This is a genomic window from Actinospineispora acaciae DSM 45401, from assembly GCF_000620785.1.
Taxonomy (GTDB): domain Bacteria; phylum Actinomycetota; class Actinomycetes; order Mycobacteriales; family Pseudonocardiaceae; genus Pseudonocardia; species Pseudonocardia acaciae.
In genome coordinates this window covers 164109-188782 of sequence record NZ_JIAI01000013.1, presented here as the reverse complement: position 1 = coordinate 188782, position 24674 = coordinate 164109, and the positions used below count along the sequence as shown (strand labels likewise).

The window sequence follows — 24674 nt, the reverse complement described above, 5'->3', positions numbered from 1 at the left end:
GATGACCACAGTGGCCGTCGCGCGCCCGTCCGCCGACCTGCTGCGGACCGAGGCATTCCTCGCCGGCCGGTGGCAGCCGGGTGAGACCGGGCGGACGTTCCCGGTAACCAACCCGGACAACGGCGAGGTCATCGCCCATGTCGCCGATCTGGGCGCCGCCGAGACCCGACGGGCCATCGAGTCCGCCGAGGCGTCACGGGAGAACTGGGCCAGGGGGCACACCGCCAAGCAGCGGGCGGCGATCCTGCGCCGCTGGTTCGACCTGGTCGTCGCCCGCCGCGAGGAGCTCGCCACGATCCTGACCCTGGAGCAGGGCAAGCCGTACGCCGAGGCGTGTGGCGAGGTCACCTTCGGGGCGTCCTACATCGACTTCTACGCCCAGGAAGCCACCCGGCTCTACGGCGAGGTGGTGCCGTCCGACCGGCCGGACCGGCGGATCGTGGTGCTCACCGAGCCGGTCGGCGTGGTGGCCGCGATCACGCCGTGGAACTTCCCGCTGGCGATGGTGACCCGCAAGATCGCGCCGGCCCTGGCGGCGGGCTGCCCGGTGGTGCTCAAGCCGGCCGAACAGACCCCGTTGACTGCGCTGGCCCTGGCCGTGCTCGCCGAGCGGGCCGGGTTTCCCCCCGGTGTGGTCAACGTGGTGACCGGCCAGGATCCGGAGCCGATCGGGCGGGAGCTGGCCGGGCACCGGCTGACCCGTGCGGTCACCTTCACCGGGTCGACCGAGGTCGGCAAGCTGCTCATGGCGCAGGCCGCCGCGACGGTGAGCAGGGTCAGCCTGGAGCTGGGCGGCAACGCGCCGTTCGTGGTGTTCGAGGACGCCGACCTGGACGCCGCCGTGCACGGGCTGATCGGCTCGAAGTTCCGCGCCAGCGGCCAGACCTGTGTATGCGCGAACCGCGTCTTCGTGCACGAGGCGATCTACGACGCGTTCGCCGAGCGCCTGGTCGCCGCCGTCGCGGAGCTGCCGGTGGGCGGCGGGTTCGAGCCGGGCGTGCAGATCGGCCCGCTGATCGACGACCGCGCCGTGACCAAGGTTCTCGCGCACGTGGAGCAGGCGCGCGCGGCCGGTGCCCGGGTGCTCACCGGCGGCAGCAAGCACCGGCGAGGCGGCGGCTACGTCGACCCGACGGTGCTCGCCGACGTCGACCCGGCGATGACCGTCGCGCGGGAGGAGACATTCGGGCCGGTCGCGCCGCTGCTGCGGTTCGCCGGCGAGGACGAGGTGGTGGCGCTGGCCAACGACAGCGAGTACGGGCTGGCGGCCAACGTGTTCACCCGCGACCTGGGGCGGGCCTGGCGGATGGGTGAGCGGCTCGAGTACGGCACCGTCGGCATCAACACCGGCGTGATGTCCAGCGAGCTCGCGCCGGCCGGCGGGATGAAGCAGTCGGGCGTCGGGCGCGAGGGCTCCCGGCATGGCATCGGCGAGTTCGTGGAGACGAAGTACCTCTGCATCGAAGGGATCGCCAGCGCCAACCCATAGGCCCAGAAGGCAGGACGACAGTGACTCACCCACGACAACCTCTTGTGCACAGCAACCGTATTCAGAAGTCAGCGCGCAACGCCGCGATCGCCGCCTTCATCGGGTGGGTGTTCGACTACTACGAAGTGTTCCTGCTGACCTTCCTCCTGATCCCGATCGCCGCCGAGTTCGGGCTGTCCAGCGTCACCGCCGCGTCCCTGCTGTCCTGGCAGCTGATCGCGCTGCCGGTCGGCGGGCTGCTGTTCGGCATGCTCGCCGACCGGTACGGGCGTCGCCCGATCCTCATCGCCACCATCGTCGCGTTCGCCGTTGCCACCTTCGCCAGGGCGTTCGCGCCGAACTACCCGGTGCTGGTGATCCTCACCGTCATCGCCGGGATCGGCATCGGCGGTGAGTACGGCGTCGGGCAGGCGCTGGTGGCGGAGACGGCGCCGGCGCACCGGCGAGGCCTGCTCAGCGGCCTGGTCTTCGGCGGCTGTTTCCTCGCCATCATGATGGCCGCGCTGGTCGGCGGCTACCTCGCGCCGGCCGTGGGCTGGCGCTGGACGTTCGCCATATCCGGGCTTCCGGCGCTGCTGGCGTTCTTCGTCCGGGCCACCACCGGCGAGTCCGAGGTCTGGCGGAGCCAGCACCGAGGGCGGCGGACCTGGGGCGAGGCGTGGCGCGAGCTGCGCCAGCCGGGCTTCGTCAGGCCGCTGCTGTTGTGTTCGGCCGTCGGAGCGGTCTACTTCTGCGGCTACTACGGGTTGGCCACCTACCTGCCCAGCGAGCTGGTCAAGCGCGGGCTCAGCTTCGCCCAGGCCTCGTGGTGGGTGTTCTTCATCGGCCTCGGCGGGCTGGTCGGCAACATCGCCGGGTCGTTCGTGCTGGACAGGTGGGGGCGGCGCAAGACGCTGCTCGCGCTGATGATGGTCGCCGTCGTCGGTGGGCTGGCGACCGCGGCCACCTTCGACCGCCTGATCGGCACCGGGTGGATCCTCATCCCGTTCTTCGTGTTGTTCTTCGGGGCCAACGGCCCCACCGTGTTCGGCCCGTTGTTCAGCGAGGTCTTCCCGACCAGCACCCGGAGCACCGGGGTGTCCACGGCCATGCAGATCGGCAGGGCCTTCGTCTTCGTCGTCCCGTTCGCGGCCGCCGCGCTCGCCGCGAGCACCGGATTCTTCGCCGTGGTGCTGGTCAGCGCGGCGCTGTTCCTCGCGGTCGGGCTCGGCGGCTGGTTGTTCGCCGAGCGTTCCAGCGCGGACATCCGAGTCGCTGACCGGCCGACTGACCCTCCCGCACCGCTACCGACTCACCAGGAGCACGAGCACCGATGACCCAGTCCACCGAACACAACGCCCCGACCAGCCCCGAACCCACCACCCGCCCCCCGACGGGCAACCCGCGCACGGGCGCGGCGCTGCTCGTCGACTGCCTGGCGGCGGTGGGCGTCCGGACCGTGTTCGGCGTGCCCGGCGACACCGGCGTCGACCTCTACCAGGCACTGGCCCACCAGCACGAGGTCCGGCACGTGATGGCCCGCGACGAGCGGCACGCCGCGACCATGGCCGACGCCTACGCCCGCTGCTCCAACAGCGTCGGCGTGGTCGAGGTGTCCAGCGGCGGGGGAGCCACGTTCAGCATCGGCGGGCTCGGCGAGGCGTACGCCGCGTCCGTCCCGGTCCTGGTGATCAGCTCGGACATCCACACCGGCAGCCGGGGCACCAGGGCACTCACCGAGATCGACCAGGAGCAGCTCTTCGCCGCGGTCACCAAGTGGCGCCTGCGGGTGGACTGCGCGGCGCAGATCCCCGACGCGGTGCGCGAGGCCGTCCACCACGCCACCTCCGGCCGCCCGGCCCCGGTCGCCCTGATCGTCCCGGAGGACGTCCTCGCCGCGCCCACCACCGCCACCACCCGCCAGGCGCGCCCCACCGTCCCCCAGCACCGGCCCGAGCCCGAACCCATGCACCTGGCCCAGCTCGCGGCCGACCTGGCCACCGCGAAGCGGCCGGTCATCGTCGCCGGCGCCGGCATCCACCTCTCCGGCGCCTGGGCGGCGCTGGCGTCGGTCGCCGAGCGGGCCGCGTGCCCGGTCGCCACCACCATCCACGGCAAAGGGGCCTATCCGGAGGACGGTGACTGGAGCCTCGGCGTCGTCGGCGCGAACGGCGGGCGCGACTACGTCAACGAGTACGTCGCCGGTTCCGACCTGGCACTGCTGATCGGGACCAGGGCGAACGCGACGGACACGAACAGCTTCCACAGCCCCTCCCGGGATGCGGCGGCGATCTACCGAGTCGACATCGACCCGGACGCCCCACCCAACTACCCGAAGGCCACCACCATCACCGCCGACGCGCGGGCCGCCCTGCAGGCGCTGCACGGCCGGCTGCCCGAGCAGGCCACCACCGTGCGCGAACACCGTGCCGGCCAGCTCGCCGCCCACCGGCGGGGTTGGCGCGAACGGCGCGACGCCCCCGCCGTGGTATCGCAAGGACGGCTCAGCGCGCTGTCGGTGATTCGGACCCTGCACGAGTCGATGCCAGCGGACACCGTCATCGTGGCCGACTGCGGCACCCCGACACCGCTGCTCGCGGCCGACTTGGACACCCACGAGGCCGGCCGGAGCATCCTCATCGCCCGGGGCCATGGGCCGATGGGCTACGCGATACCGGCGGCGGTCGGCGCCGCGCTGGCCCGCCCCCGCTGCAAGGTCATCTGCATCACCACCGACGGGAGCTTCACGATGGCCTGCGGGGAGCTGGCAACCGCCGCCGCGCTCCGGCTGGACATCACGTTCATCCAGTTCACCAACGGGTCGTTCGGGTGGATCAAGATGCTGCAGCATCTGTACTACGGCCGCCGATACTTCGGCGTCGACCTGCAGCCGGTGGACAGCGTCGCCGCCGCGCGAAGTTTCGGCATCCAGGCCGAACGGGTCGACTCGCTGGCCCGGCTCGCCGCGAGCGTCGGACATCGCGACGCGCCCCTCTACCTCGACGTCCCAGTGCCGGAACAGATCTCCGAGGTGCCACCGGTCGCGTCCTGGCACGACGCACTCGCCGGTGACGCCGCCCGGCCGGTGTACTGACAGGAGGTAGCCTCGCACGGTGGTCAAGGACGGTGCCGGAGCCGCGTCCACCCGGCGTGACGGCGCGGGAACGCGAGCCGCCGAGGTCTACAGCGGGCTGCGGCACGACATCCTGCGCGGGGCCATCCGGCCGAACGACCGGCTGATCGAGACCGATATCGCCGAGCGGCTCCAGGTCAGCCGCACCCCGGTCCGCGAGGCGCTGCAGCGCCTCGCGGCCGACGGCCTGATCGTCTCCAGCCGGCGGGCCTGGGTGGTCTACCAGCACTCGCTCGCCGAGATCCGTCACCTCTACGAGGCCCGGGCGGCGCTGGAGGGATACGCCGCCCGGCTGGCCGCGCAACGGATCACCTCCGCCGAGGTCACCAAGATGGCCACCCGCTACCACAGGTCGGTCGCGCGCATCGACATCCCGGCCAAGCGACGCAACGACCCGACCCGGCTCCAACGCGAGATCGTCGAGGTCAACAACGTCTTCCACGACGACGTGAGCCGCGCCGCGTCGAACCCCTGGATCCTTGACCTCATCCAGCGCTCCCGCAGCGTTTACTTCAACTACGAGATGGCCCGGCTGTACTCATCCGACGAGCTCCTGGACGCCTTCGCCGACCACGACAAGATTCTGGACGCCATCGGCGAGGGAGACGCTGAACTCGCCGAACACATCGCCCGCAGCCACGTCGAAAACGGCTTCCGCATCATCCGAGAACGGATGCTCTGACCACCCACCCGCCCACAGCCAAGCCACGAAGCTCCAGACCAACCCGCGATCGTACGGCCGCGGAACGCCGGAATGCCGTCGATGTGCCCGTGGGCGAAGCTGCCCTTCAGCTCGGCTACGGGCACGGTCCGAACCGTGGCGGTATGACCGGTGAACTCGCCTGAAAGCGTCTGGATCAACAGCGGCGAAACACCGACCGGTGCCCCCGGCCGTGGCCACCTGCCACCGCCGCGAAATGTGACCGGAGATGTTTCGACACGAGCTCCGGGCGTTCGAGCATCGGCAGGTGGCCGGTATCGGGCAGGATCACCGGTTCGACGTGGAAGGCCTCGGCCAGCCTTGCCGCCTCGGTTGGCGGGCAGGTGGGGTCGTGGTCTCCAACCCCTACCAGAACGGGGCAGCGCACCCTGTCGACGTGGTGCGATACATCGGTGGCCAGGCCGTCTCGCAGCACCGCCGCGACAAGCCCGGGGTCGCGAGGCGATCGCGGCGGTCCTTCGGCGAGATCGACAAGATGGTCGGCTATCCACGGGGCGGAACGTGGAGCGATCACCGTGCGCGCCTGGCGGCGGAAGAACTCGCGGACCCCGGCAGCGTGGACGTCGGTTGCCATGTCCTCGATGGCGTCGGTGGTGAGCCCGAGCGAGAGCGCGCTGCCGAACATTGCGATGCCACGCACCCTGGCGGGTGCACGGGCGGCGAGCGCGATGGCGATAGCGCCGCCGATCGAGCCTCCCGCGACATGAACGGCGTTGATTCCAAGCGCGTCGAGGACCGCGAGGGCGTCGTCGGCGTGGTCCTCGACGCCGTACGGTCCGACGTCGGCGGACCGCCCGCCGGCTGATGGCCGGGCGCGCCTTCTACCCGCGCCACGGCTGACATCGCTCGGCGCCGGTTCGCGGCCTTGGCCGCTCGAGTTGCCGGTGCCCGTATCACGGGCCTCGGGTCCAGGCCTTGGTGGGATAGGAGGTGCTGGGCACTGTGAGGGGTACCCGCGGCTACCAGTGAAGGGGCGCCAGTTGCCCGTCTCCCTCTGTGGTGACGTCTTGGAGCCAGAACTCGACGCCGTTCGTTATCGCGGCTAGTTGGCAGCGGTAGTTGCTGTCTTGGATGTGGGTGGCGTTTCTGATCTCGAAGTTGAGGCGTGAGGCGGCTGAGTATTGGCCGCTTGAGAACGTGGGGTTTGCGATCGTCCGTCCGGCTGGGTGGTTGAGCACGAGGTATGGTGTGTACACCGTGTGCGTCGGCACGTGGTATTTCGCCGCGAATGCGATGTCGGAGGCGGACGGGAAGATTTTTCGCATCTCGAAGTACTCGGTACGATTCGATAGCTGGTCCAGCTCCGCAAGTGGCTTGAGGGCTGTGGTTGTTGTGGCCGGAGCGAGGGCGCTCTTTCCGTTCTGGGGCTGGACTGGTCCGGCTTTGCGTGCTCGTCCCCAAACCGCAAGATTTCGGTACTGGTCAGTGTACGCAGAATTCGTTGTCCTCGACGTCGGCCATGGTTACGAAGTACTGACCGCGCTCGCGGCCGGTTCGCAGAGCGGTACCCCCGATGCCGTGGAGTTCGGCCACTACCGCGTCGACCCGTTCGATTTTGTGCTCCGGCGAGTCATCCGGAGAGGTCGCCTGAATGTCCAAGTGCAGCCGGTTCTTGACGGTTTTGCCTTCCGGCACCGCGAGGAAGCAGAGTCGCTCCGGCCCATGCGGGTTATGCACCGCAGCGAAGTGAACCCGCTCGTTCTCCGGGAACCGCAGGCCGACCTGGTAGTCCATCCAACTGTTATAGCCAGCCGGAGCTGGATCAATCCGATAGTCCAGGGCCGCGGACCAGAAGGTGGCCATCCGATCCGGGTCGTGGCAGTCGATGACAACCTGAAACTGTCGAGGCATGTTCGGGAGAATGCCAGCCCTGCCCATCATCTGTAAACCCCGCGGCACCTCAAAACCCGGTACGCACATAACGTGGGGGGTCTTGGTGACCGCGACGTCGTGGGCGTAGCCGTGTCCAGTCGGCCCGGGTTTGATCGAGCGCGCATTCGACGTCCGCGGTGTCCGGTGGGGATCCCTGTCCGGACACCGCGGTGCCACTATCGACGATCCTCGCCACCGGGAGACTCCGGCCCGGTGCCGTGTGCTGTTCGGGGGTTCCATCGTTCGGCGGGTGCCGTTGGTGCGTCGTGGTATTCGTCGTGCCGTCTCCACCACTGGTAGGGCGGCGCCTGCGGGTATCCGGGCGGGGAGTCCTCCCAGCTCTCCTGCCTGCCGAGGGCGGTTATGTCCAGGTAGCTCCAGGTGTTACCCAATGCCTCATCGCCGCGACCGTTGATGAAGTAGGTGCGGTAGACCGTGTCGCCGATGCGGATGAAGGCGTTGGTGCCGTGCCAGGCGTCGACGTCGAAGTCTTTGTCGAAGCTGTCGGTGAGGGTGTACCAAGGCATGGTCCAGCCCATCCGCTGCTTCAGCCGGGCGATGTCGGCTTGGGGTGCGCGCGAGACGAAGACGAACGTGGTAGAGCGGGCGTTGAGGTGGGCAAGGTTGCCGACATGGTCAGCGATCATCGAGCATCCAAAGCAGGCACGCCCGTGCTCGACGCCGGCGGTGCCGTCGGGTTGGCCGTGCACGCCAGGATCGAAGAACGCGCGGTACACGATCAACTGACGCCGCCCGCCGAACAGCTCCAGCAGGCTCATCGTCCCTTTCGTGCCCTCGAAGGTGTACTGCTGGTCTACCGCCAGCCACGGCATGCGGCGGCGGGCGGCGGCCATGGCGTCCCGGGCGCTGGTCAGTTGCTTTTCCTTCACCAGTAGTCGCTGGTGCTCGGCGTCCCACTCCTGTCGGGACACGATTCGGGGTGTTGTCATGGATTCTCCGCCTTTGTTTCGTGGGTGGATGACGTGCTTGAGTCGTCGCCAACGGGTCATGCGAGAGTGCGGGACCTGCCGCGGTGCGTGTCGATGTTCATAGCTCTTCCGTTCGGGGTGGTCGCTTACCCCACCGACGAACTAGATCTCGAGACAACGACATCGAGCGGCGATAACTTTCTGTGACCAACTCATGACACGCCGCCGTGGAGCACGCGTCGAAGCATTCGACGTCCGGGACCAGGCCGACGTGGGTGAACCGCGGTTCGGTGCCGCCGGGCGCGGGAACGATGTCGAACACGATCTCGCTGCCGGTCCACTCCTCCGGCTCCGAGACGCCGGGCGAGTGGCTGTCGGTGACCCGCCAGGCCACGCGCCGGCGCGGCTCGAGCTCCACCACGCGCTGGAGGCTGTAGTGCTGGGCGTGGCGCTCGCGCCGGGGCGGGTGCCGGTAGGTGAACTCGGCGCCCACCTCGTAGCGGCGCGCCCGCCCCGCCGGCTTCACGTGCACCAGGCCGACGCGGTCCAGCACACCGAGGTGCTTGGCGACCGCCTGCCGGGTCACGGGCAGCCGCTCGCTGAGCGTGGTCGCCGACCGCGGACCACAGGTCGTCGTCGATCGCGGTGCTCATGGCCGTGCTCATGGCCGGGTGACCAGCCTGTTGGCGTACGTGACCAGGCGCGGGAGGAAGAGGTTCCAGCCGTCGACGTGGGCGAGGTAGGTCTCCTCCAGCACGGCGGCCTCCCACCCGTGCTCCCGGAAGCCGGTCTCCTCGAAGCGCAGCAGCGTGCCCTCGCCGGACGGCACGAGGTCGAAGGTGACGAGCAGGGAGTTGCCCGGGGCTGCCGACTCGCCCTTGTCGTACACCCAGCGGAACGCGAACCGGCGCGGCGGGTCGGCCTCCACGACGGTGAACCGCTCGACCTTCGCGTCCGGCGCGGCCGGGTCGCCGAAGCTGATCGTGCCGGTGGCGCCGGGGACCGGCTCGAACTCGGCCTCGTCGGGCCACCACTCGCGCACGTGCTCCGGAGAGCTGATCACCTCGTAGACCACCTCGGGGGTGGCGTCGATGCGCAGCTCCCGCTCGATTCGTCCGTACTCCATGTGCCCCTCCCGGCTTCAATGCAACCAACGGTTGCGTTTCACCGTATCGAGCGCGCCTCGCCAACGCAACCTCTGGTTGCGTAAGCCGCGTCATCCTCGTGGGGCTGGCCGTCAGTGCCGGATTCCTGGTGGTGTTCGCCGAGCTGGCGTCCTATCGCTCGGAGGACAAGGACGTACGGAGTGCGCAGCGATCTCGTGCACGGCAACCTTCCTCGTCCGGACCCCGGGGTGGCGCAGTATCGGAGCCAGGTTCGTCATTCCTGACATCACCACTGGCGGAGAACTTTCGATCCGACCTTTTCAGGCGGCCAAGCACGGCGAGCTGTTCGAAATCAGCACGGGCCTGCCCACGTCGATGCTCCAAGCCACCCGGGACGCGGCGCCACCGCAACGCGCGCTCAAGTGGTTCGATCCAGCCCGCAAGTACGTCTCGGAGCGATGGGAAGACGACGCGGCCAAGACGCGGGAAGGTGTGGTCGACGCCCTGGCGACCGCCACGCTCGCCTTCTTGGATGACGAGGCCGCACAACTAGACCCGCTGGCCGCGCGAGCCGCGATGAGATGGGCACTGCTCCCCGACGGTTTGGATGAACCACCCGAGGAACACGCGTCCACCATCGCCATACTCGCCGATCTGGCAAGAAGCCAGGCAGCTCGCCTTCACACCGGAACAAGTCGACAGCCCATTGGCCGGCGTCCCGTACGATCTGCGACACGCGGCGCTGAGCCCTTGGCTCAACAGCGGCATGGACCCCACCGACGTGGCCGAGCGCGCGGGCGACAGCGTGGAGGTGCTGTTCCGCTGGTACGCCAAGTGCCTCGACGGCCGGCGGGAGCGCAACAACCGGCTGATCACGTGTGCGCTCCATGACGGCGATGAGGATCACTCGAACGGGGCCGGCGAAGCGTAGCCGTGCCCTGGAATCCGTTCCGTGCCTGTTCCGTAGACAGTGAAAAGCGGCGGCTTTTGGTGGCATCTGGTGGCACAGGCCGTGCTCCGGCACGAGGGCTGTTCGCCCAGGTCAACGCCTGATTCGGCTGGTCACGGAAGGGTGCCCCCGGCAGGATTCGAACCTGCGCTCCCGCCTCCGGAGGGCGGTGCTCTATCCCCTGAGCTACGGGGGCCGACGTCGCTTGTGCGACTGGCGCAGCTTATCGCACGCCGGTGGGCGGGGCCGCGACGGCTACCCGGGCGGGAGCGGGGTGGCGCCTCGGGCGGCGAGCAGGTGGCGCATGTACTGGGACTCCGTGGTCTGGGCGGTGAGCATTTGGGCGGCGAGGTTGCGGACGTCGGGTTGGGAGGCGGCGTGGGCGGCGTAGCTGAGCATGGCGGTGCCGCCTTCGTGGTGGCGGAGCATGAGCTGCAGGAAGTAGACGTCCAGGGGCTTGCCGGTGGTGGCGCGCAGTTGGCGCAGTTCGGCGTCGGTGGCCATGCCGGGCATGTGGGTCACCCCGGTGTGTCCGGCCGAGGAGCCGTGGCCGGGCATGTCGGCGGGCATCCAGCGCATGAACGGGCCGGTCGGGAGCGAGCTGGCGCCCCAGAGGCCCAGCCAGCCCTGCATGTGACCGATCTGACGGCTCTGGCCGGACTCCATGTCGTAGGCCAGCTGGCGCAGCTCGGGGTCGGTGGTGTGGTCGCGTTCCCAGGTGGCCATCTGGACGGCCTGTTCGTGGTGCACGGTCATGTCCTGGGCGAAGCCGACGTCCACCGAGTGCGGGCCGGGGGCGGTCGGCGTCGAGGACGAGCCGGGCAGGGCGAGCAGCAGGCCGACGGCGGCGCCGAGCAGGAGCAGGGCCAGCGCGCCGCCGGCCACCAGCACGTAGCGGGGCCAGGCCGGTTGGTGCTCGGTGCCCGTGGAGTCCGGGTGGGCCGCCGCGTCCAGGCTCATCCGGCGCCGCCGGTGGACGGGTTGCTGAGCCGTTCGTCGCCGGCGGGGGCGCCGTTGTCGACCTCGGGGCGGGCGCCGGGGCCCGGCGGGACGGGGTTGAACGCGGGCGGGTTGTCCTCGTCGAACTGGCCGGGACCCAGGGCCGAGCAGCTGGCGCCGACCTCGGGGTAGGTGTACTGGTTGCGGCGCAGCGACTGGATGAACTGGTCGATGCGCGGGTCGTTGGCGTCGGCGAGCTTGAGCTGGTGGCCCCAGGACTGCAGCGAGATGGGCTGGTCGAGGCCGGGGTAGGGGGACATCATCGTGTACGGCTGGTTGGACACCCGCTTGCGCAGCGTGTCTACCGCGTCACCGGTGATCCGGGCGGGGTCGTAGGCGATCCACACCGCGCCGTGCTCCAGGGAGTGCACCATGTTCTCGTTGCGCACCGCCTTGGGGTAGACCACGCCGGTGCAGGCCGCCCAGGCGAAGTCGTGCGCGCCGCCCATCGGCGGGAAGTGGGTGTAGGCGACCCGGTCGGTCGGGTTGATGTGCTGGCCGGCCGGGAAGGTGGCGGTCGCGACGCCCGGGATCGCCTTGGACGGGTCCTTGTTCGTCTCCGAGGGGGTGTACGCGGCGGCGGCGTCCTTGCGTCCCTGCTGCTCCTGGCTCTGGAAGAAGACGTAGCCGAGCACCGCGCCGGCGAAGAGCACCACGACCATGGCGGCGGCGATCGTGCCCCACGGCGTCGCTCGGGCGCTTGCCGACGGTGGGCGCTTGCGCCGTGCGGCCTTACTGGTCCTACCGCTGGCCATGAACCATTCCCGGAGGTCGAGGGGCGGGGTTGGCAGCCAGTCTAGGAGCGGCGGTTCAATTCTTCGTGAGCAGAGCCACCGGTGATCAGCGTGAGGGGGCGGCCGGGGGTGCGCACTAGAATTCGCCGGGTGAACCCCGTCCAGCTCACCGCGCTGATACGTGCCGCCGCGACCGACGTTCTGACCGGCCACGGTGTCGACACCGCGACGCTGCGGACGATCGACTGGACGGCCCCGATCGCCCGCCCGAAGGATCCGGCGCGCGGCGAGTACGCCACCAGCGTGGCGCTGCGGGCCGGGTCCGCGCTGGACCTGCCCGCGCGTGCGCTCGCCGCCGACCTCGCCGCCGCGCTGTCCGGCCGCGACGAGATCGCCTCCGCCGAGGTGGCCGGCGCCGGGTTCGTCAACCTGCGGCTGGCGGCGGCGGCGCGCGGCGAGCTGATCGGCGAGGTGCTCGCGGCGGGGGACGGGTACGGGCGGCCGGATCGCCACGTCGTCCACCACGTCGTGGACGACGACGCGTACGAGACGCTGGCGGAGCGGGTCGGGCCGGACGTGGCGAGGTACGCGCTGCTGCGGTCGACCAGGCCCGAGCCGGGTGTGCTGGCACGGCGGGTCGAGGAGAACCCGGCGTTCCTGGTGCGGTTCGCGCACGCCAGGATGTGCGCGCTGGCCCGGTGGGCGCGGGAGCTCGGGGTCACGGGCGGTGAGGAGTACGGGCTGCTCACCGGCCCCGCCGAGACGGCGTTGATCGGCACGCTCGGTGAGTTCGAGGCCGTGGCGCGGTGCGAGCCGGACCGGGTGACCCGGTATCTGGAGCGGCTGGCCGTCGCGGTCGGCGAGTTCGAGCGGACCTGCCCGGTGCTGCCGATGGGCGACGCCCCGGCCACCGAACGGCACCGCGCACGGCTGGCCCTCGCCAAAGCCGCCCGCCAGGTGCTCCGCAACGGCCTGGACCTGCTCGGCGTCGACGCACCGGAGCGGATGTGAGGGCGCATCCCGCCGGGCCCCGGCACGCCGACGTCCTGTTCGCCCACGAGAACGCCGGCCCGCCGCCGCCGGACCTGGCCGCGCTGGACCGGTTGGCCGCCTCGGTGTGGCCGCGCAACGCCCGCCGCCGCCCGACCGACGGCGCCCTGGAGGTCGCCGGGGTGGACGTCCGCGAGCTGGCGCACACCTACGGCACCCCGCTGTTCGTGCTGGACGAGGACGACTTCCGCTCGCGCTGCCGGGACTTCGCCGCCGCCTACGGCGAGCCGGGCGCCGTGCACTACGCGGCGAAGGCGTTCCTGTGCACCGAGGTGGCGCGCTGGCTGGCCGAGGAGGGGCTGTCCCTCGACGTGTGCAGCGGCGGCGAGCTGGCCATCGCGCTGCGCGCCGGCTTCCCGGCCGGGCGGATCGCCATGCACGGCAACAACAAGTCCGGCGAGGAGCTGGCCGCGGGCGTGGAGGCGGGCGTCGGCACGGTGGTGCTGGACTCGTTCTACGAGATCGCCCGGCTGGACCAGATCGCCCGCGACCGGGGCGTGCGCCAGCCGGTGATGGTGCGCGTCACCGTCGGCGTGGAGGCGCACACCCACGAGTTCATCGCCACCGCGCACGAGGACCAGAAGTTCGGGTTCTCCATCGCCGGCCGCAAGGGCAGGTCGGACTCGGACGCGGCCGAGGCGGTGCGCCGGGTGCTCAAGTCCAAAGGACTGGAGCTGGTCGGGCTGCACAGCCACATCGGCTCGCAGATCTTCGACGCGGACGGCTTCGAGGTGGCCGCGCACCGGGTGGTCAGGCTGCTCGCGGAGCTGCACGAGGAGCACGGCGCCAACGCGCTGGGCTCGCTGACCACGCTGGACCTGGGTGGTGGCCTGGGCATCGCGTACCTGCCCGAGGACGACCCGCCGGCCCCGGAGGCGCTGGCCGAGGAGCTGCGCGCCATCGTGGAGAAGGAGTGCGCGAACGAGGGCATCGAGCCGCCGAAGCTGGTCGTCGAGCCGGGCCGGGCCATCGCGGGGCCGGGCACCGTGACGGTGTACCAGGTGGGCACGCTCAAGGACGTCGAGCTGGACGGCGGGGCGCGGCGGCGCTACGTGAGCGTGGACGGCGGGATGAGCGACAACATCCGCACCGCGCTCTACGACGCCCGCTACGACTGCCGGCTGGTGTCGCGCGCCGGCGCCGAGGGCTCGCTGCCGGCCGCGCTGTCCCGGGTGGTGGGCAAGCACTGCGAGGCCGGCGACGTGGTGGTCAGGGACTGCTGGCTGCCCGCCGACCTGGCCCCCGGCGACCTGCTCGCGGTGGCCGCGACCGGCGCGTACTGCTACGCGATGGCCAGCTCGTACAACCGGCTGCCCCGGCCCGCTGTAGTGGCCGTCCGTGACGGCGCGCACCGGCCGCTGCTGCGCCGGGAGACCGAGGACGACCTGTTCCGCCTGGAGGTGTCTTAAGTGGTGGCTGGGGAGGTGGTGGATGAAGCAGTAGCCCCCGGGGAAGCAATACGGGTCCAACCGGTGCGGGTGGCGCTGCTGGGCTGCGGGACTGTCGGGCGCGAGGTGATGCGGCTGCTGGACGAGCAGGCCGGCGAGCTGGCCGCCAGGGTGGGCGCGCCGGTGGAGCTGGTCGGGGTCGCGGTGCGCCGGCCGCACAAGCACCCGGACGTACCCGAAGAACTGCTCACCACCGACGCGTCCGCGCTGGTCAACCGGCCGGACGTGGACGTCGTGGTGGAGGTGATCGGCGGCATCGACCCGGCCCGGGGCCTGCTGCTGGACGCGCTCAAGGCCGGCCGGGGCGTGGTCACCGCGAACAAGGCGCTGCTGGCCGAGGACGGCGCGTCGCTGGCCGAGGCGGCCGACGCGTCCGGCGCCGACCTCTACTACGAGGCCTCGGTGGCCGGCGCCATCCCGCTGCTGCGCCCGCTGCGCGAGTCGCTGGCCGGGGACAAGATCACCCGGGTGGCCGGCATCGTGAACGGCACCACGAACTTCATCCTGTCCGCGATGGCCTCGGCCGGCACCGGCTACCGGGAGGCGCTGGACGAGGCCACCGAGCTGGGCTACGCCGAGGCGGACCCGAGCGCGGACGTGGACGGCTACGACGCGCAGGCCAAGGCGGCCATCCTGGCCTCGCTGGCGTTCCACACCCGGGTCACCGCCGCGGACGTCTACTGCGAGGGGATCAGCGCGGTCACCGCCGCGGACATCGCCGCCGCCGAGGCGGTCGGGTGCACCGTCAAGCTGCTGGCCATCTGCGAGCGGGTGCCCGGCACCACCGGCGACGTGGTGTCCGCCAGGGTCTACCCCGCGATGATCCCGCTCGGCCACCCGCTGGCCTCGGTGGACGGGGCGTACAACGCGGTGTTCGTGGAGGCCGAGGCGGCCGGCCAGCTGATGTTCTACGGCCAGGGCGCCGGCGGCGCGCCGACCGCGAGCGCCATCCTCGGCGACCTGGTAGCGGTGGCCCGCAACCGGGTCGCGGGTGGGCGCGGGCCGAGGGAGTCCGCGCACGCGAGCCTGCCCGTCCAGCCCGTCGGCCATACCCCTACCCGGTATCACATCAGCCTGGACGTCCACGACCGCGCCGGGGTGCTGGCCACCATCGCGGGGCTGTTCGCCCGGCACGAGGTGAGCATCGCCACCGTGCGCCAGGAGACCGCCCGCGACGCCGAGGCGGACGGCGGTGCCAGGCTGGTCATCGTCACCCACACCGCGCCGGACGCCGCGCTGGCGGCTACCGTGGCCGCGCTCGGCGAGCTGGACGAGGTCCTCGGCGTCGACCGGGTGTTGCGGGTGGAAAACTTGGGCCGACCGGTGAGCGCTTTGGGAGTGTCGTGATGCAGGCGGGAGCACTGGGCGCGCGGTCCGGTGCGCTATCTGGCCGGATGCCGAGCTGGCCCGGCGTGATCGAGGCCTACCGGGACCGGATGCCGGTGGAGCCGGACTGGACGGTGGTGACCCTCGGCGAGGGCGGCACGCCGCTGTTGCCGGCGCCCCAGCTGTCCGACCGGGTCGGGGGTGAGGTCTATCTCAAGGTGGACGGGGCGAACCCGACGGGTTCGTTCAAGGACCGGGGGATGACGGTCGCGGTGACCGCCGCGCTGGCCTCCGGCGCGCTGGGCGTGCTCTGCGCGTCCACCGGCAACACCTCCGCCTCGGCCGCCGCCTACGCCGCCCGCGCCGGGCTGACCTGCGCCGTCCTGGTGCCCCGGGGCAAGATCGCGCTGGGCAAGCTGGCGCAGGCGGTGGCGCACGGGGCGAAGATCCTGCAGATCGACGGCAACTTCGACGACTGCCTGGAGCTGGCCCGCAAGACGGCGATCGACTATCCGGTGGCCACCCTGGTGAACTCGGTGAACCCGGTGCGGATCGCCGGCCAGGCCAGTGCGGCGTACGAGATCTGTGACGCGCTGGGCCGGGCGCCGGACGTGCACTGCCTGCCGGTGGGCAACGCCGGCAACATCACCGCGTACTGGGCCGGCTACAAGGCGTACCACGCCGACGGCCTGGTCCCGGAGCCGCCGAAGATGTTCGGGTTCCAGGCGGCCGGGGCGGCGCCGCTGGTGCACGGCGAGCCGGTGCGCGAACCGGAGACCATCGCCACCGCCATCCGGATCGGCGCGCCCGCGTCCTGGGCCGGCGCGGTGACCGCCCGTGACGAGTCCGGCGGCCTGTTCGCCGCGGTCACCGACGACGAGATCCTGGCCGCGTACCGGCTGCTGGCCGCGCGCGAGGCGGTGTTCGTGGAGCCGGCCTCGGCGGCGAGCGTGGCCGGGTTGTTGCAGGTCGCGGCGGCCGGGAAGCTGCCGGCCGGGGGCACGGTGGTGTGCACCGTCACCGGGCACGGCCTCAAGGACCCGGACACCGCGCTGCTGGCCGCCGAGGAGCCCGTGGTGGTGCCGGCGTCCGCGGGCGCGGTCGCCAGCGCTCTCGGCCTGGCATGAGCATGAGCGCGCATCGGGAGATCTGCGTGCGGGTGCCGGCGTCGTCGGCGAACCTGGGGCCGGGGTTCGACACGCTCGGGCTGGCGCTGTCGCGCTACGACGAGGTCTGGGCCTGTACCGCGGACGACGGCCTGGTCGTCGAGGTGCACGGCGAGGGCGCCGACGGCGTGCCGTTGGACGAGGGGCACCTGGTGGTACGGGCCATGCGGGCGGCCTTCGACGCGTTCGGCGAGACACCCTCCGGGCTGCGACTGCGCTGTCACAACCAGGTGCCGCACGGGCGCGGCCTGGGCTCCTCGGCGGCCGCCTCGGTGGCCGGAGCGGTGGCCGCCGCCGCGCTGCTCGGCCGTGACGTGGAGGCGGAGCAGGAGGCGTTGCTGCAGGTCGCGGCGTCCATGGAGGGCCACGCCGACAACGCGGCGGCCAGCCTGATGGGCGGCTTCGTGGTGGCCTGGAACAACGGCGGCAGCTTCGGGGCAGCCCGGCTGGAGCCGCACGAGAAGCTGCGGCCGGTGGCGCTCATCACGTCCGAGGAGTCGGCGACCGCGACCACGCGGCGGCTGTTGCCCGAGCGGGTGACGCTGGCCGACGCCGCGTTCACCGCCAGCCGGACCGCGCTGGCGGTGTGCGCGTTCACCACCCGCCCGGAGCTGCTGCTGGCGGCCACCGAGGACAGGTTGCACCAGCCCTACCGGCGTCCGGCCTATCCGGACTCCGTCGACCTGGTGGAACGGTTGCGCGCGCACGGTGTACCGGCGGTGATCTCCGGCGCCGGACCCACCGTGCTGGCGCTGCCCAGCGACGGCGAGCTGCCGAACGAACTGGTAGGGCCGGCGTTCACGGTGACGCCGTTGGAGGTGGATCGGGGTGGCGCCGTGGTCCGGTTCGGGTGAGCGGCGTCGGCTGACCGGGTGGCACGCCGGTACCCGTTGTTGCCGGGCGACGACCTTTTGTCTACTCTCGGCGGCGTACAACGACCGCGCGTGATCCGCGCCGGTAGACTCCCGAGCTGAAACCGGGTTTCGATCTCATTTCCGAGTAGGCCGCGTGAAGGCGCGGAGGTTGCCGGTACATGATCATTGACCTGGTCGTTGTCCACCGTTGTATCTGTCGACGCGAGCGGTGCCGCACCGCCACCGCGTTTCGACCGACGTTGTCCTGCACACCGCATGGACGGCAAATCCGCTGATCAGCGCGTGAGCGCCGGTTGGTTAGGAAGGATCTGAGTGAGCGACACCGACACCATCGGCACCGAGCAGCCGGCGCAGGACGCCGAATCGGCCGGTGCATCCGCCGCATCTGGGACGGCGGCCTCGGACAGTGGCCCCGGCAATGGCACCACCACCCGCCGGCGCGGCGGGCTGACCGGGATGGTCCTTGCCGAGCTTCGCCAGCTGGCCGGAGAGCTGAACATCACGGGCATCACCGGCATGCGCAAGGGCGACCTGATCGCGGCCATCAAGGAACGGCAGTCCAACTCGTCGGGCGGTTCGTCCTCGGACGCCCAGGGCCAGCTGCCGCTGACCGAACAGGCCGGCGCGACCAGCAAGAACGACGCCGCCCCCGCGCCGAGCCAGAGCGCGAACCCGGGTCCGGACGCGGAATCGGCCAAGCCGGCCGCCGAGACCACACCGGCCGCCGACGCGAAGCCGAACACCGAGGCCAAGCCGAACACCGCGCCGGAACCGGCCGGCGCGAACAACCAGCCCGCCGGTGACGCCGCCCAGGCTCCCACCGAGCAGGCCTCGGCCAGGCCGTCGCGCCGTCGCAGGGCCGCCTCCCGCGCCGCCGGCGCCCCGGACACCTCCGCCGAGGGGTCCGGCGAGGTCAAGGCGGCCGCGTCCGGCAACGAGGCGAAGGCCGAGCCCACTCCGGCCGCCGAACCCAAGGCCGACAACGGCCAGAACGGCGGCCAGGACTCCGGCGAGGGCCGTGGCCGCGACCGCGATCGTGACCGCGGCAACCGCCAGGACAACCGCGACCGTGACCGCGACCGCGATGGCGGCGGCCGCGACCGAGACCGTGACCGGGACGACGACGGCGGCAACGAGGAGGGCGGCGGGCGCCGTCGTGGCCGTCGTTTCCGGGACCGCAACCGCCGTGGCCGTGACCGCCGCGACGGCGGCGGAGGCGGCGGCAGCGCCGAGCCCGAGCTGCGCGACGACGACGTGCTGCTCCCGGTCGCCGGGATCCTGGACGTGCTGGACAACTACGCGTTCGTCCGCACCTCCGGCTACCTGTCCGGCCCGAACGACGTCTACGTCTCGCTGTCCATGGTGCGTCGCTACGGCCTGCGCCGGGGCGACAACGTCTCCGGCGTGGTCCGCCAGCCGCGCGAGGGCGAGCAGCAGCGGCAGAAGTTCAACCCGCTGGTCCGGGTGGACACCATCAACGGGCTGGACCCCGAGCAGGCCAAGAACCGCCCGGAGTTCACCAAGCTCACCCCGCTCTACCCGAACGAGCGGCTGCGCCTGGAGACCGAGTCGCACAAGCTGACCACCCGCGTCATCGACCTGGTGATGCCGGTCGGCAAGGGTCAGCGGGCGCTGATCGTGTCCCCGCCCAAGGCCGGCAAGACGATGATCCTGCAGGCCATCGCGAACGCGATCACCACCAACAACCCGGAGTGCCACCTGATGGTGGTGCTGGTGGACGAACGCCCCGAAGAGGTCACCGACATGCAGCGGTCGGTGAAGGGCGAGGTCATCCCGTCCACCTTCGACCGCCCGCCGTCGGACCACACCACGGTCGCCGAGCTGGCCATCGAACGGGCCAAGCGACTGGTCGAGATGGGCCACGACGTGGTCGTCCTGCTCGACTCGATCACCCGACTGGGCCGGGCCTACAACCTGGCGGCCCCGGCATCCGGCCGGATCCTGTCCGGTGGTGTCGACTCCACCGCCCTGTACCCGCCGAAGCGGTTCCTGGGCGCGGCGCGCAACATCGAGGACGGCGGCTCGCTGACCATCTTCGCCACCGCGCTGGTGGAGACCGGGTCGACGATGGACACGGTGATCTTCGAGGAGTTCAAGGGCACCGGCAACGCCGAGCTCAAGCTGGACCGGCGGATCGCCGACAAGCGGATCTTCCCGGCCATCGACGTGGACGCCTCCAGCACCCGTAAGGAGGAGCTGCTGCTCGCTCCGGACGAGCTGGCCGTCACCGTCAAGCTCCGCCGCGTGCTTGCCGCGCTGGACGACCAGCAGGCGCTCGACCTGGTGCTCACCCAGCTCCGCAAGACCCGGACCAACATCGAGTTCCTGATGCAGGTGGCGAAGAACACCCCGAACGTCGACGAGTAGGCGCGCCGGGAACACCGACGCGCCGCCCGGCGTTCAAGGCGACGATGCGACACTGGTCGCGTCAGATTCGGTTCCGGTTCACCCCCGCCCGCCGAGGCGGGGGACCCGGCGACCACGATGAGAGGACCCGTAAGTGAAGGCTGGAATCCACCCGGAGTACGTCCCGACGCAGGTCACCTGTAGCTGCGGGAACACGTTCACCACACACAGCACCAAGAAGAGCGGCTCGATCCACGTCGAGGTCTGCTCCAACTGCCACCCGTTCTACACCGGGAAGCAGAAGATCCTTGACAGCGGCGGCCGGGTGGCCCGCTTCGAGAAGCGCTACGGCAAGCGCGCCAAGCCAGGCAAGTAGCTACCCCCAACGCCCGCCCGCGCCTCCCCCCGACACGAGGAGCGCAGGCGGGCGTTTTCGCACGTCACCACCCGTGAGTGGTTAGAGGTGCTATGGCACCTCTAACCACTCACGGGGCCTGACCAGGAGGTTTACCGTGAGCACGTCGACCGAGCCCGGGGGGTCCGGGCTGAACGCGATGCTCGCCGAGTACGCCGACCTGGAGACGCGGTTGGCCGACCCGGCGGTGCATGCGGATGCGGCCACCGCGCGGTCGCTGGGGCGGCGGTATGCCCAGCTCGGGCCGATCGTGCGGACCGCGCGCGAGTTGACGAGCACCCGCGACGACCTGGCCACGGCGCGCGAGCTGGCCGCCGACGACCCGGGCTTCGCCGCCGAGGCCGAGGACCTGGCCGGCAAGGCGGACGAGCTGGAGCGGCGGCTGGCCGAGCTGCTGGTGCCGCGCGACCCGCACGACGGCGACGACGTGGTGCTGGAGGTCAAGGCCGGCGCGGGCGGCGAGGAGTCCGCGCTGTTCGCCGGCGACCTGCTGCGGATGTACCAGCGCTACGCCGAGCGGCGGGGCTGGAAGACCGAGGTGCTCGGGGGTACGGACTCCGACCTGGGCGGGTTCAAGGACGTCACGCTGTCCATCCGGGGCCGGGCCAGCGACGGCGCGGACGGGGTGTGGTCGCGGCTGAAGTTCGAGGGCGGCGTGCACCGGGTGCAGCGGGTGCCGGTCACCGAGTCGCAGGGCCGGATCCACACCTCGGCGGCCGGCGTGCTGGTCTACCCCGAGCTGGACGCCGCCCCGGACGTCGAGATCGAGGAGAAGGACCTGCGCGTCGACGTGTACCGCTCGTCCGGCCACGGCGGGCAGAGCGTCAACACCACCGACTCCGCGGTACGGATCACGCACGTGCCCACCGGCATCGTCGTCACCTGCCAGAACGAGCGCTCGCAGCTACAGAACCGGGCGCGGGCGATGGAGGTGCTGCGGTCGCGGCTGCAGGCGCTTGCCGACGAGGAGGCCGCCGCCAAGGCCTCCGCCGACCGCCGCTCCCAGGTCCGCACGGTGGACCGCTCCGAACGCATCCGCACGTACAACTTCCCGGAGAACCGCATCTCCGACCACCGCGTCAACTACAAGTCCCACAACCTGGACGCGGTCCTCGACGGCGACCTCGACGACATGCTCGACGCCCTGGTCGCCGCCGACCGCGCCGACTCCCTCGCCACCTAACCGGCGCCGGCGGCACACCCAGTTCACGTGTCGCACATCTGCTTCAGCGCGTGTGCGAGGTACGAAGTGGGTGTGCGAGCGGTCAGATGGCGGCCGTGTACGGGGGCGCGGGCTCGTACTGGATGTAGCGCTGGGTGGCGCGGGCGTGCTCGGGGGAGTGCAGTTGGCCGGTGAGCCACAACGCCATGTCGATGCCGGCTGACACGCCCTGGCTGGTGAGCAGCTGGCCGTCGCGGACGAAGCGGTAGTTGCGCTCCACGGTGGCGCCGCGCTTCTCCAGCTCGTCCTCGAACGCCCAGTGGGTGGCCAGCCGCCGACCGTCGGCCACGCCGGCGCCGTGCAGCAACAGCGACCCGGTGCACACGCTGGTCGTCCAGCGCGCCGACGCGGACACCTTGGCCAACCAGCTCAGCAGCGCCGGGTTGTCCACCTCGCGCCGGGTGCCCTGCCCGCCGGGCACCAGGACGACGTCGAGCGGCGGGTGGTCGTCGAAGGTGGCGTCCGGCAGCATCCGCATGCCCTTGTTGCACCGCACCGGGTCGGTGGAGGCCGCCAGCAGCAGCACCCGGTCCGGCTCGTGCCCCTCCCGCTCGCGCAGCATCGACGACGCCGTGAACACCTCCCACGGGCCGACGAAGTCCAGCTCCTCCGCGTCCGGGAAGATCGCAAGTCCGATGGTGTATGCCATCAGTCCTGTCTACGGCAGGGCCGGCGGTTCGCCTAGCGTGATGGCATCGAGGAGTGGGTTCGTGTCCGAAAAGTCCTGGCGGGCGGTGCTCGCCGAGGCCGAACGGGAGCTGGCCGCCGCCGGCGTGCCCAGCCCGAGGGTGGACGCCGAGCTGCTCGCCGCCCATGTCCTCGGCGTGCCGCGCTCGCGGGTGAGCGGTGGCCCGGCCGCCCAACCGCGCGAACTGGACGAGTACCGCGCGCTGCTGGCCCGCCGGGCACGAAGGGAGCCGTTGCAGTACCTCCTCGGCACCGCGCCGATGGGTCCGGTGGAGGTGGCCGTCGGACCCGGGGTGTTCGTGCCCCGGCTGGAGACCGAGCTGCTGCTGGAGTGGGGACTGCGGGCGATCCGCGGCCGCCCGACACCCACGGTGGTGGACCTGTGCACCGGCTCCGGCGCGCTGGCCGCCGCGGTCGCGGCCAGCCGCCCGGACGCGCGGGTGTACGCCGTCGAGCTGGACGAGTCCGCGCTGGCCTGGGCCCGGCGCAACCTCCCCGACCGCGTCCAGTTGACCAAAGGCGACGTCACCGACCCCGAGCTGCTGCCCGAGCTGCGCGGCCGGGTGGACCTCGTGCTGGCCAACCCGCCGTACGTGCCGGAGGGCACCGAGGTGCCGCCCGAGGTGTCCGAGCACGACCCGCACGGCGCCGTGTTCGCCGGCCCGGACGGCATGGCGGTGATCCGCCCGCTGGTCGCGCTCGCGGTCCGGCTGCTCGCGCCTGGCGGGGCGATGGCGATCGAGCACGACGACACGCACCACACCGCCGCGCCCGTCCTGCTGGCCGGATACCCCGAGCTCGCCGACGTGGTGGAGCACTCCGACCTGGCCGGCCGCGCGCGGTTCGTGACGGGTTCTAGGGTTACGCCGTGAGCACCTGGTACGACTGCGCCGATCCGGAGAGCCGCCGCGACGGGCTGGCCGCCGCCGCGGCCACGGTACGCGCCGGGCAGCTGGTAGTGCTGCCCACCGACACCGTGTACGGCCTGGGCGCCGACGCGTTCAACGGCGAGGCGGTGCGCGCGCTGCTGGACGCCAAGGGGCGCGGCCCGAGCATGCCCTCGCCGGTGCTCGTCGGCTCGTGGACGACGATCGACGGCCTGGTCAGCTCCGTGCCGCCGGCGGCGCGCGACCTGATCGAGGCGTTCTGGCCCGGCGGCCTCTCCCTGGTGCTGCCGCACGCGCCGTCGCTGGCCTGGGAGCTCGGGGACACCCGGGGCACGGTGATGCTGCGCATGCCGCTGCACCCGGTGGCGCTGGAGCTGCTGCGCGAGGTCGGGCCGATGGCGGTGTCCAGCGCGAACCGCTCCGGCTCGCCGCCGGCCGCGACCATGGCCGACGCCCGCGACCAGCTCGGCGAGTCGGTGGCCGTCTACCTGGACGGCGGCGAGGCCGGCGACCCGGTGCCGTCCACGATCGTCGACCTGACCGACGCCGAGCCCAGGATCCTGCGCGAAGGCGCCGTGCCCGCGACCGCCGTCTCCGAAGCCCTAGGCCGCGAAGTGACAGTCGCCGGCTGACCTCTCAGCCGGTTATACTGCACGGTATGACTTCCCGGGTGGGGCCGAAGGGGCAGGTCGTCATCCCCCAACAGCTTCGGCACGAGCTGGGTATTGAGCCCGGCTCCGAGGTCGAGTTCTGGCGCGACGGCGACCACGTGGCCGTGCGTCCGGTCACCGCGCGGAAGTCGCTGCGCGGGCGGTTCAAGGGCTCGCCGCTACTGGGCGACCTGATGCGTGAGCGGGTGGAGGAGCGGGACCGCGAGGACCGCCGGTGTCGATAGTCCTCGACACCTGGGCGGTGCTGGGCTACCTCCAGGACGAGGAACCGGCCGCGTCGCTTGTCGAGCGGGTCCTCGACGAGCGACCGGTGATGAGCTGGATCAACCTCGGCGAGGTGTACTACATCCTGATCCGTCGCCACGGCGAGTCGGCGGCGGAGGAGACGGTCCGCGACCTGCGATCCGTCCTGAACGTGGAGCTGCCCAGGGAGCACGTGGTCCAACGCGCGGCACAGATCAAGGCCGGCTACTCGATGTCCTACGCGGACGCGTTCGCGGCGGCCACCGCGCTCGGCCACCACGCCGAGCTCTGGACCGGCGACCCGGAGTTGCTCGTCCCGAACGCCCCATGGCTCGCAATGGACCTGCGAGCCACCCAACGCTGAAGCACCTCGCGGGTCGCGCTGTGTTGTCGCCGCGCGGGTCGC

General features: G+C 71.4%; 25 protein-coding genes and 1 tRNA gene. 17 read left to right on the top strand and 9 right to left on the bottom strand.

From position 1 onward, the window contains the following. Position 1 precedes the first annotated feature (1 nt). The 4 genes from N912_RS0138885 to N912_RS0138870 are packed head-to-tail and all read left to right on the top strand — an operon-like array spanning position 2 to position 5283. Complete coding sequence (locus N912_RS0138885) at positions 2-1489, top strand: NAD-dependent succinate-semialdehyde dehydrogenase (protein ID WP_028926677.1); 1488 nt, start codon at positions 2-4, stop codon at positions 1487-1489. A 44-nt stretch (positions 1490-1533) separates the two neighbouring features. Continuing rightward, entirely contained in the window at positions 1534-2805 is a 1272-nt protein-coding gene (locus N912_RS0138880) for an MFS transporter (protein WP_028926676.1), read from the top strand. Then, on the top strand, positions 2802-4562 hold the full coding sequence (locus tag N912_RS57380; RefSeq protein WP_051581412.1) for a thiamine pyrophosphate-binding protein: 1761 nt from the start codon (positions 2802-2804) through the stop codon (positions 4560-4562). The genes N912_RS0138880 and N912_RS57380 overlap by 4 nt, the downstream gene beginning before the upstream one ends. A 19-nt stretch (positions 4563-4581) precedes the next feature. Continuing rightward, positions 4582-5283: a GntR family transcriptional regulator gene (locus N912_RS0138870; RefSeq protein WP_028926675.1), complete on the top strand. Its 702-nt coding sequence runs from the start codon at positions 4582-4584 to the stop codon at positions 5281-5283. Between the two features lie 175 nt (positions 5284-5458). Here the strand turns inward: N912_RS0138870 and N912_RS62780 are convergent, their stop codons facing one another. The 5 genes from N912_RS62780 to N912_RS0138835 all read right to left on the bottom strand — a co-directional run bounded on the left by N912_RS62780 (position 5459) and on the right by N912_RS0138835 (position 9249). Further along, positions 5459-6247, bottom strand: coding sequence for an alpha/beta fold hydrolase (locus N912_RS62780; protein ID WP_084211585.1), 789 nt, complete (start codon positions 6245-6247; stop codon positions 5459-5461). 497 nt (positions 6248-6744) lie between these two features. After that, the gene (locus N912_RS0138850; protein ID WP_028926673.1) at positions 6745-7173 is read right to left on the bottom strand and encodes a VOC family protein; all 429 of its coding nucleotides are present in this window, start codon (positions 7171-7173) and stop codon (positions 6745-6747) included. Between the two features lie 197 nt (positions 7174-7370). Beyond that, positions 7371-8144 carry a DUF899 domain-containing protein gene (locus N912_RS0138845; RefSeq protein WP_028926672.1) on the bottom strand — a complete coding sequence of 258 codons (774 nt, stop codon included), beginning with the start codon at positions 8142-8144 and terminating at the stop codon, positions 7371-7373. A gap of 97 nt (positions 8145-8241) precedes the next feature. Continuing rightward, positions 8242-8709, bottom strand: coding sequence for an SRPBCC domain-containing protein (locus tag N912_RS66100; protein WP_051581409.1), 468 nt, complete (start codon positions 8707-8709; stop codon positions 8242-8244). A gap of 75 nt (positions 8710-8784) precedes the next feature. Further along, on the bottom strand, positions 8785-9249 hold the full coding sequence (locus tag N912_RS0138835; RefSeq protein ID WP_028926671.1) for an SRPBCC domain-containing protein: 465 nt from the start codon (positions 9247-9249) through the stop codon (positions 8785-8787). Positions 9250-9995: 746 nt separating this feature from the next. On the opposite strand from N912_RS0138835, the gene N912_RS65360 reads away from it, so the two are divergent. Then, a complete protein-coding gene (locus N912_RS65360) occupies positions 9996-10160 on the top strand; it encodes a hypothetical protein (protein WP_211261552.1) in 165 nt (54 codons plus the stop codon). A gap of 142 nt (positions 10161-10302) precedes the next feature. Here N912_RS65360 and N912_RS0138825 read toward each other — a convergent pair. The 3 genes from N912_RS0138825 to N912_RS57360 form a co-directional block, all read right to left on the bottom strand. After that, positions 10303-10374: transfer RNA gene (locus N912_RS0138825), tRNA-Arg, on the bottom strand. Between the two features lie 59 nt (positions 10375-10433). Then, on the bottom strand, positions 10434-11138 hold the full coding sequence (locus N912_RS0138820; RefSeq protein ID WP_028926669.1) for a DUF305 domain-containing protein: 705 nt from the start codon (positions 11136-11138) through the stop codon (positions 10434-10436). Beyond that, complete coding sequence (locus tag N912_RS57360) at positions 11135-11932, bottom strand: thioredoxin-like domain-containing protein (RefSeq protein WP_051581407.1); 798 nt, start codon at positions 11930-11932, stop codon at positions 11135-11137. Before N912_RS57360 ends, N912_RS0138820 begins: the two co-directional genes overlap by 4 nt. 129 nt (positions 11933-12061) lie before the next feature. Between N912_RS57360 and N912_RS0138810 the strand changes: the two genes are divergently transcribed. From N912_RS0138810 to prfA, 8 genes are all read left to right on the top strand, one after another. Then, complete coding sequence (locus N912_RS0138810) at positions 12062-12922, top strand: DALR anticodon-binding domain-containing protein (protein WP_028926668.1); 861 nt, start codon at positions 12062-12064, stop codon at positions 12920-12922. Continuing rightward, the gene (lysA, locus tag N912_RS0138805) at positions 12919-14370 is read left to right on the top strand and encodes a diaminopimelate decarboxylase (RefSeq protein WP_028926667.1); all 1452 of its coding nucleotides are present in this window, start codon (positions 12919-12921) and stop codon (positions 14368-14370) included. The genes N912_RS0138810 and lysA overlap by 4 nt, the downstream gene beginning before the upstream one ends. An 18-nt stretch (positions 14371-14388) precedes the next feature. Further along, positions 14389-15756 (top strand): homoserine dehydrogenase, encoded by a 1368-nt coding sequence (locus N912_RS0138800; RefSeq protein WP_425415371.1) that lies wholly within the window; start codon positions 14389-14391, stop codon positions 15754-15756. Beyond that, positions 15756-16862 (top strand): threonine synthase, encoded by a 1107-nt coding sequence (gene thrC, locus N912_RS0138795; protein ID WP_425415370.1) that lies wholly within the window; start codon positions 15756-15758, stop codon positions 16860-16862. Before N912_RS0138800 ends, thrC begins: the two co-directional genes overlap by 1 nt. A gap of 2 nt (positions 16863-16864) precedes the next feature. Continuing rightward, positions 16865-17755, top strand: a complete 891-nt coding sequence (gene thrB, locus N912_RS0138790) for a homoserine kinase (protein ID WP_028926664.1) — start codon at positions 16865-16867, stop codon at positions 17753-17755. A gap of 333 nt (positions 17756-18088) precedes the next feature. Next, the gene (rho, locus tag N912_RS0138785; protein WP_028926663.1) at positions 18089-20164 is read left to right on the top strand and encodes a transcription termination factor Rho; all 2076 of its coding nucleotides are present in this window, start codon (positions 18089-18091) and stop codon (positions 20162-20164) included. A gap of 133 nt (positions 20165-20297) precedes the next feature. Then, entirely contained in the window at positions 20298-20519 is a 222-nt protein-coding gene (rpmE, locus tag N912_RS0138780; RefSeq protein ID WP_028926662.1) for a 50S ribosomal protein L31, read from the top strand. Positions 20520-20697: 178 nt separating this feature from the next. Beyond that, positions 20698-21741, top strand: a complete 1044-nt coding sequence (gene prfA, locus N912_RS0138775) for a peptide chain release factor 1 (RefSeq protein WP_037068885.1) — start codon at positions 20698-20700, stop codon at positions 21739-21741. 82 nt (positions 21742-21823) lie between these two features. Here the strand turns inward: prfA and N912_RS0138770 are convergent, their stop codons facing one another. Beyond that, positions 21824-22429 (bottom strand): DJ-1/PfpI family protein, encoded by a 606-nt coding sequence (locus N912_RS0138770; RefSeq protein WP_037068825.1) that lies wholly within the window; start codon positions 22427-22429, stop codon positions 21824-21826. Positions 22430-22490: 61 nt separating this feature from the next. Here N912_RS0138770 and prmC point away from each other — a divergent pair, with 61 nt between their 5' ends. The 4 genes from prmC to N912_RS0138750 are packed head-to-tail and all read left to right on the top strand — an operon-like array spanning position 22491 to position 24632. Beyond that, positions 22491-23339 (top strand): peptide chain release factor N(5)-glutamine methyltransferase, encoded by an 849-nt coding sequence (gene prmC / locus N912_RS0138765; protein WP_028926659.1) that lies wholly within the window; start codon positions 22491-22493, stop codon positions 23337-23339. Then, positions 23336-23986 carry an L-threonylcarbamoyladenylate synthase gene (locus N912_RS0138760; protein WP_028926658.1) on the top strand — a complete coding sequence of 217 codons (651 nt, stop codon included), beginning with the start codon at positions 23336-23338 and terminating at the stop codon, positions 23984-23986. Before prmC ends, N912_RS0138760 begins: the two co-directional genes overlap by 4 nt. A gap of 26 nt (positions 23987-24012) precedes the next feature. Further along, positions 24013-24249 (top strand): AbrB/MazE/SpoVT family DNA-binding domain-containing protein, encoded by a 237-nt coding sequence (locus N912_RS0138755; protein WP_028926657.1) that lies wholly within the window; start codon positions 24013-24015, stop codon positions 24247-24249. After that, the gene (locus N912_RS0138750) at positions 24240-24632 is read left to right on the top strand and encodes a PIN domain-containing protein (RefSeq protein ID WP_028926656.1); all 393 of its coding nucleotides are present in this window, start codon (positions 24240-24242) and stop codon (positions 24630-24632) included. Before N912_RS0138755 ends, N912_RS0138750 begins: the two co-directional genes overlap by 10 nt. Positions 24633-24674: the final 42 nt, after the last annotated feature.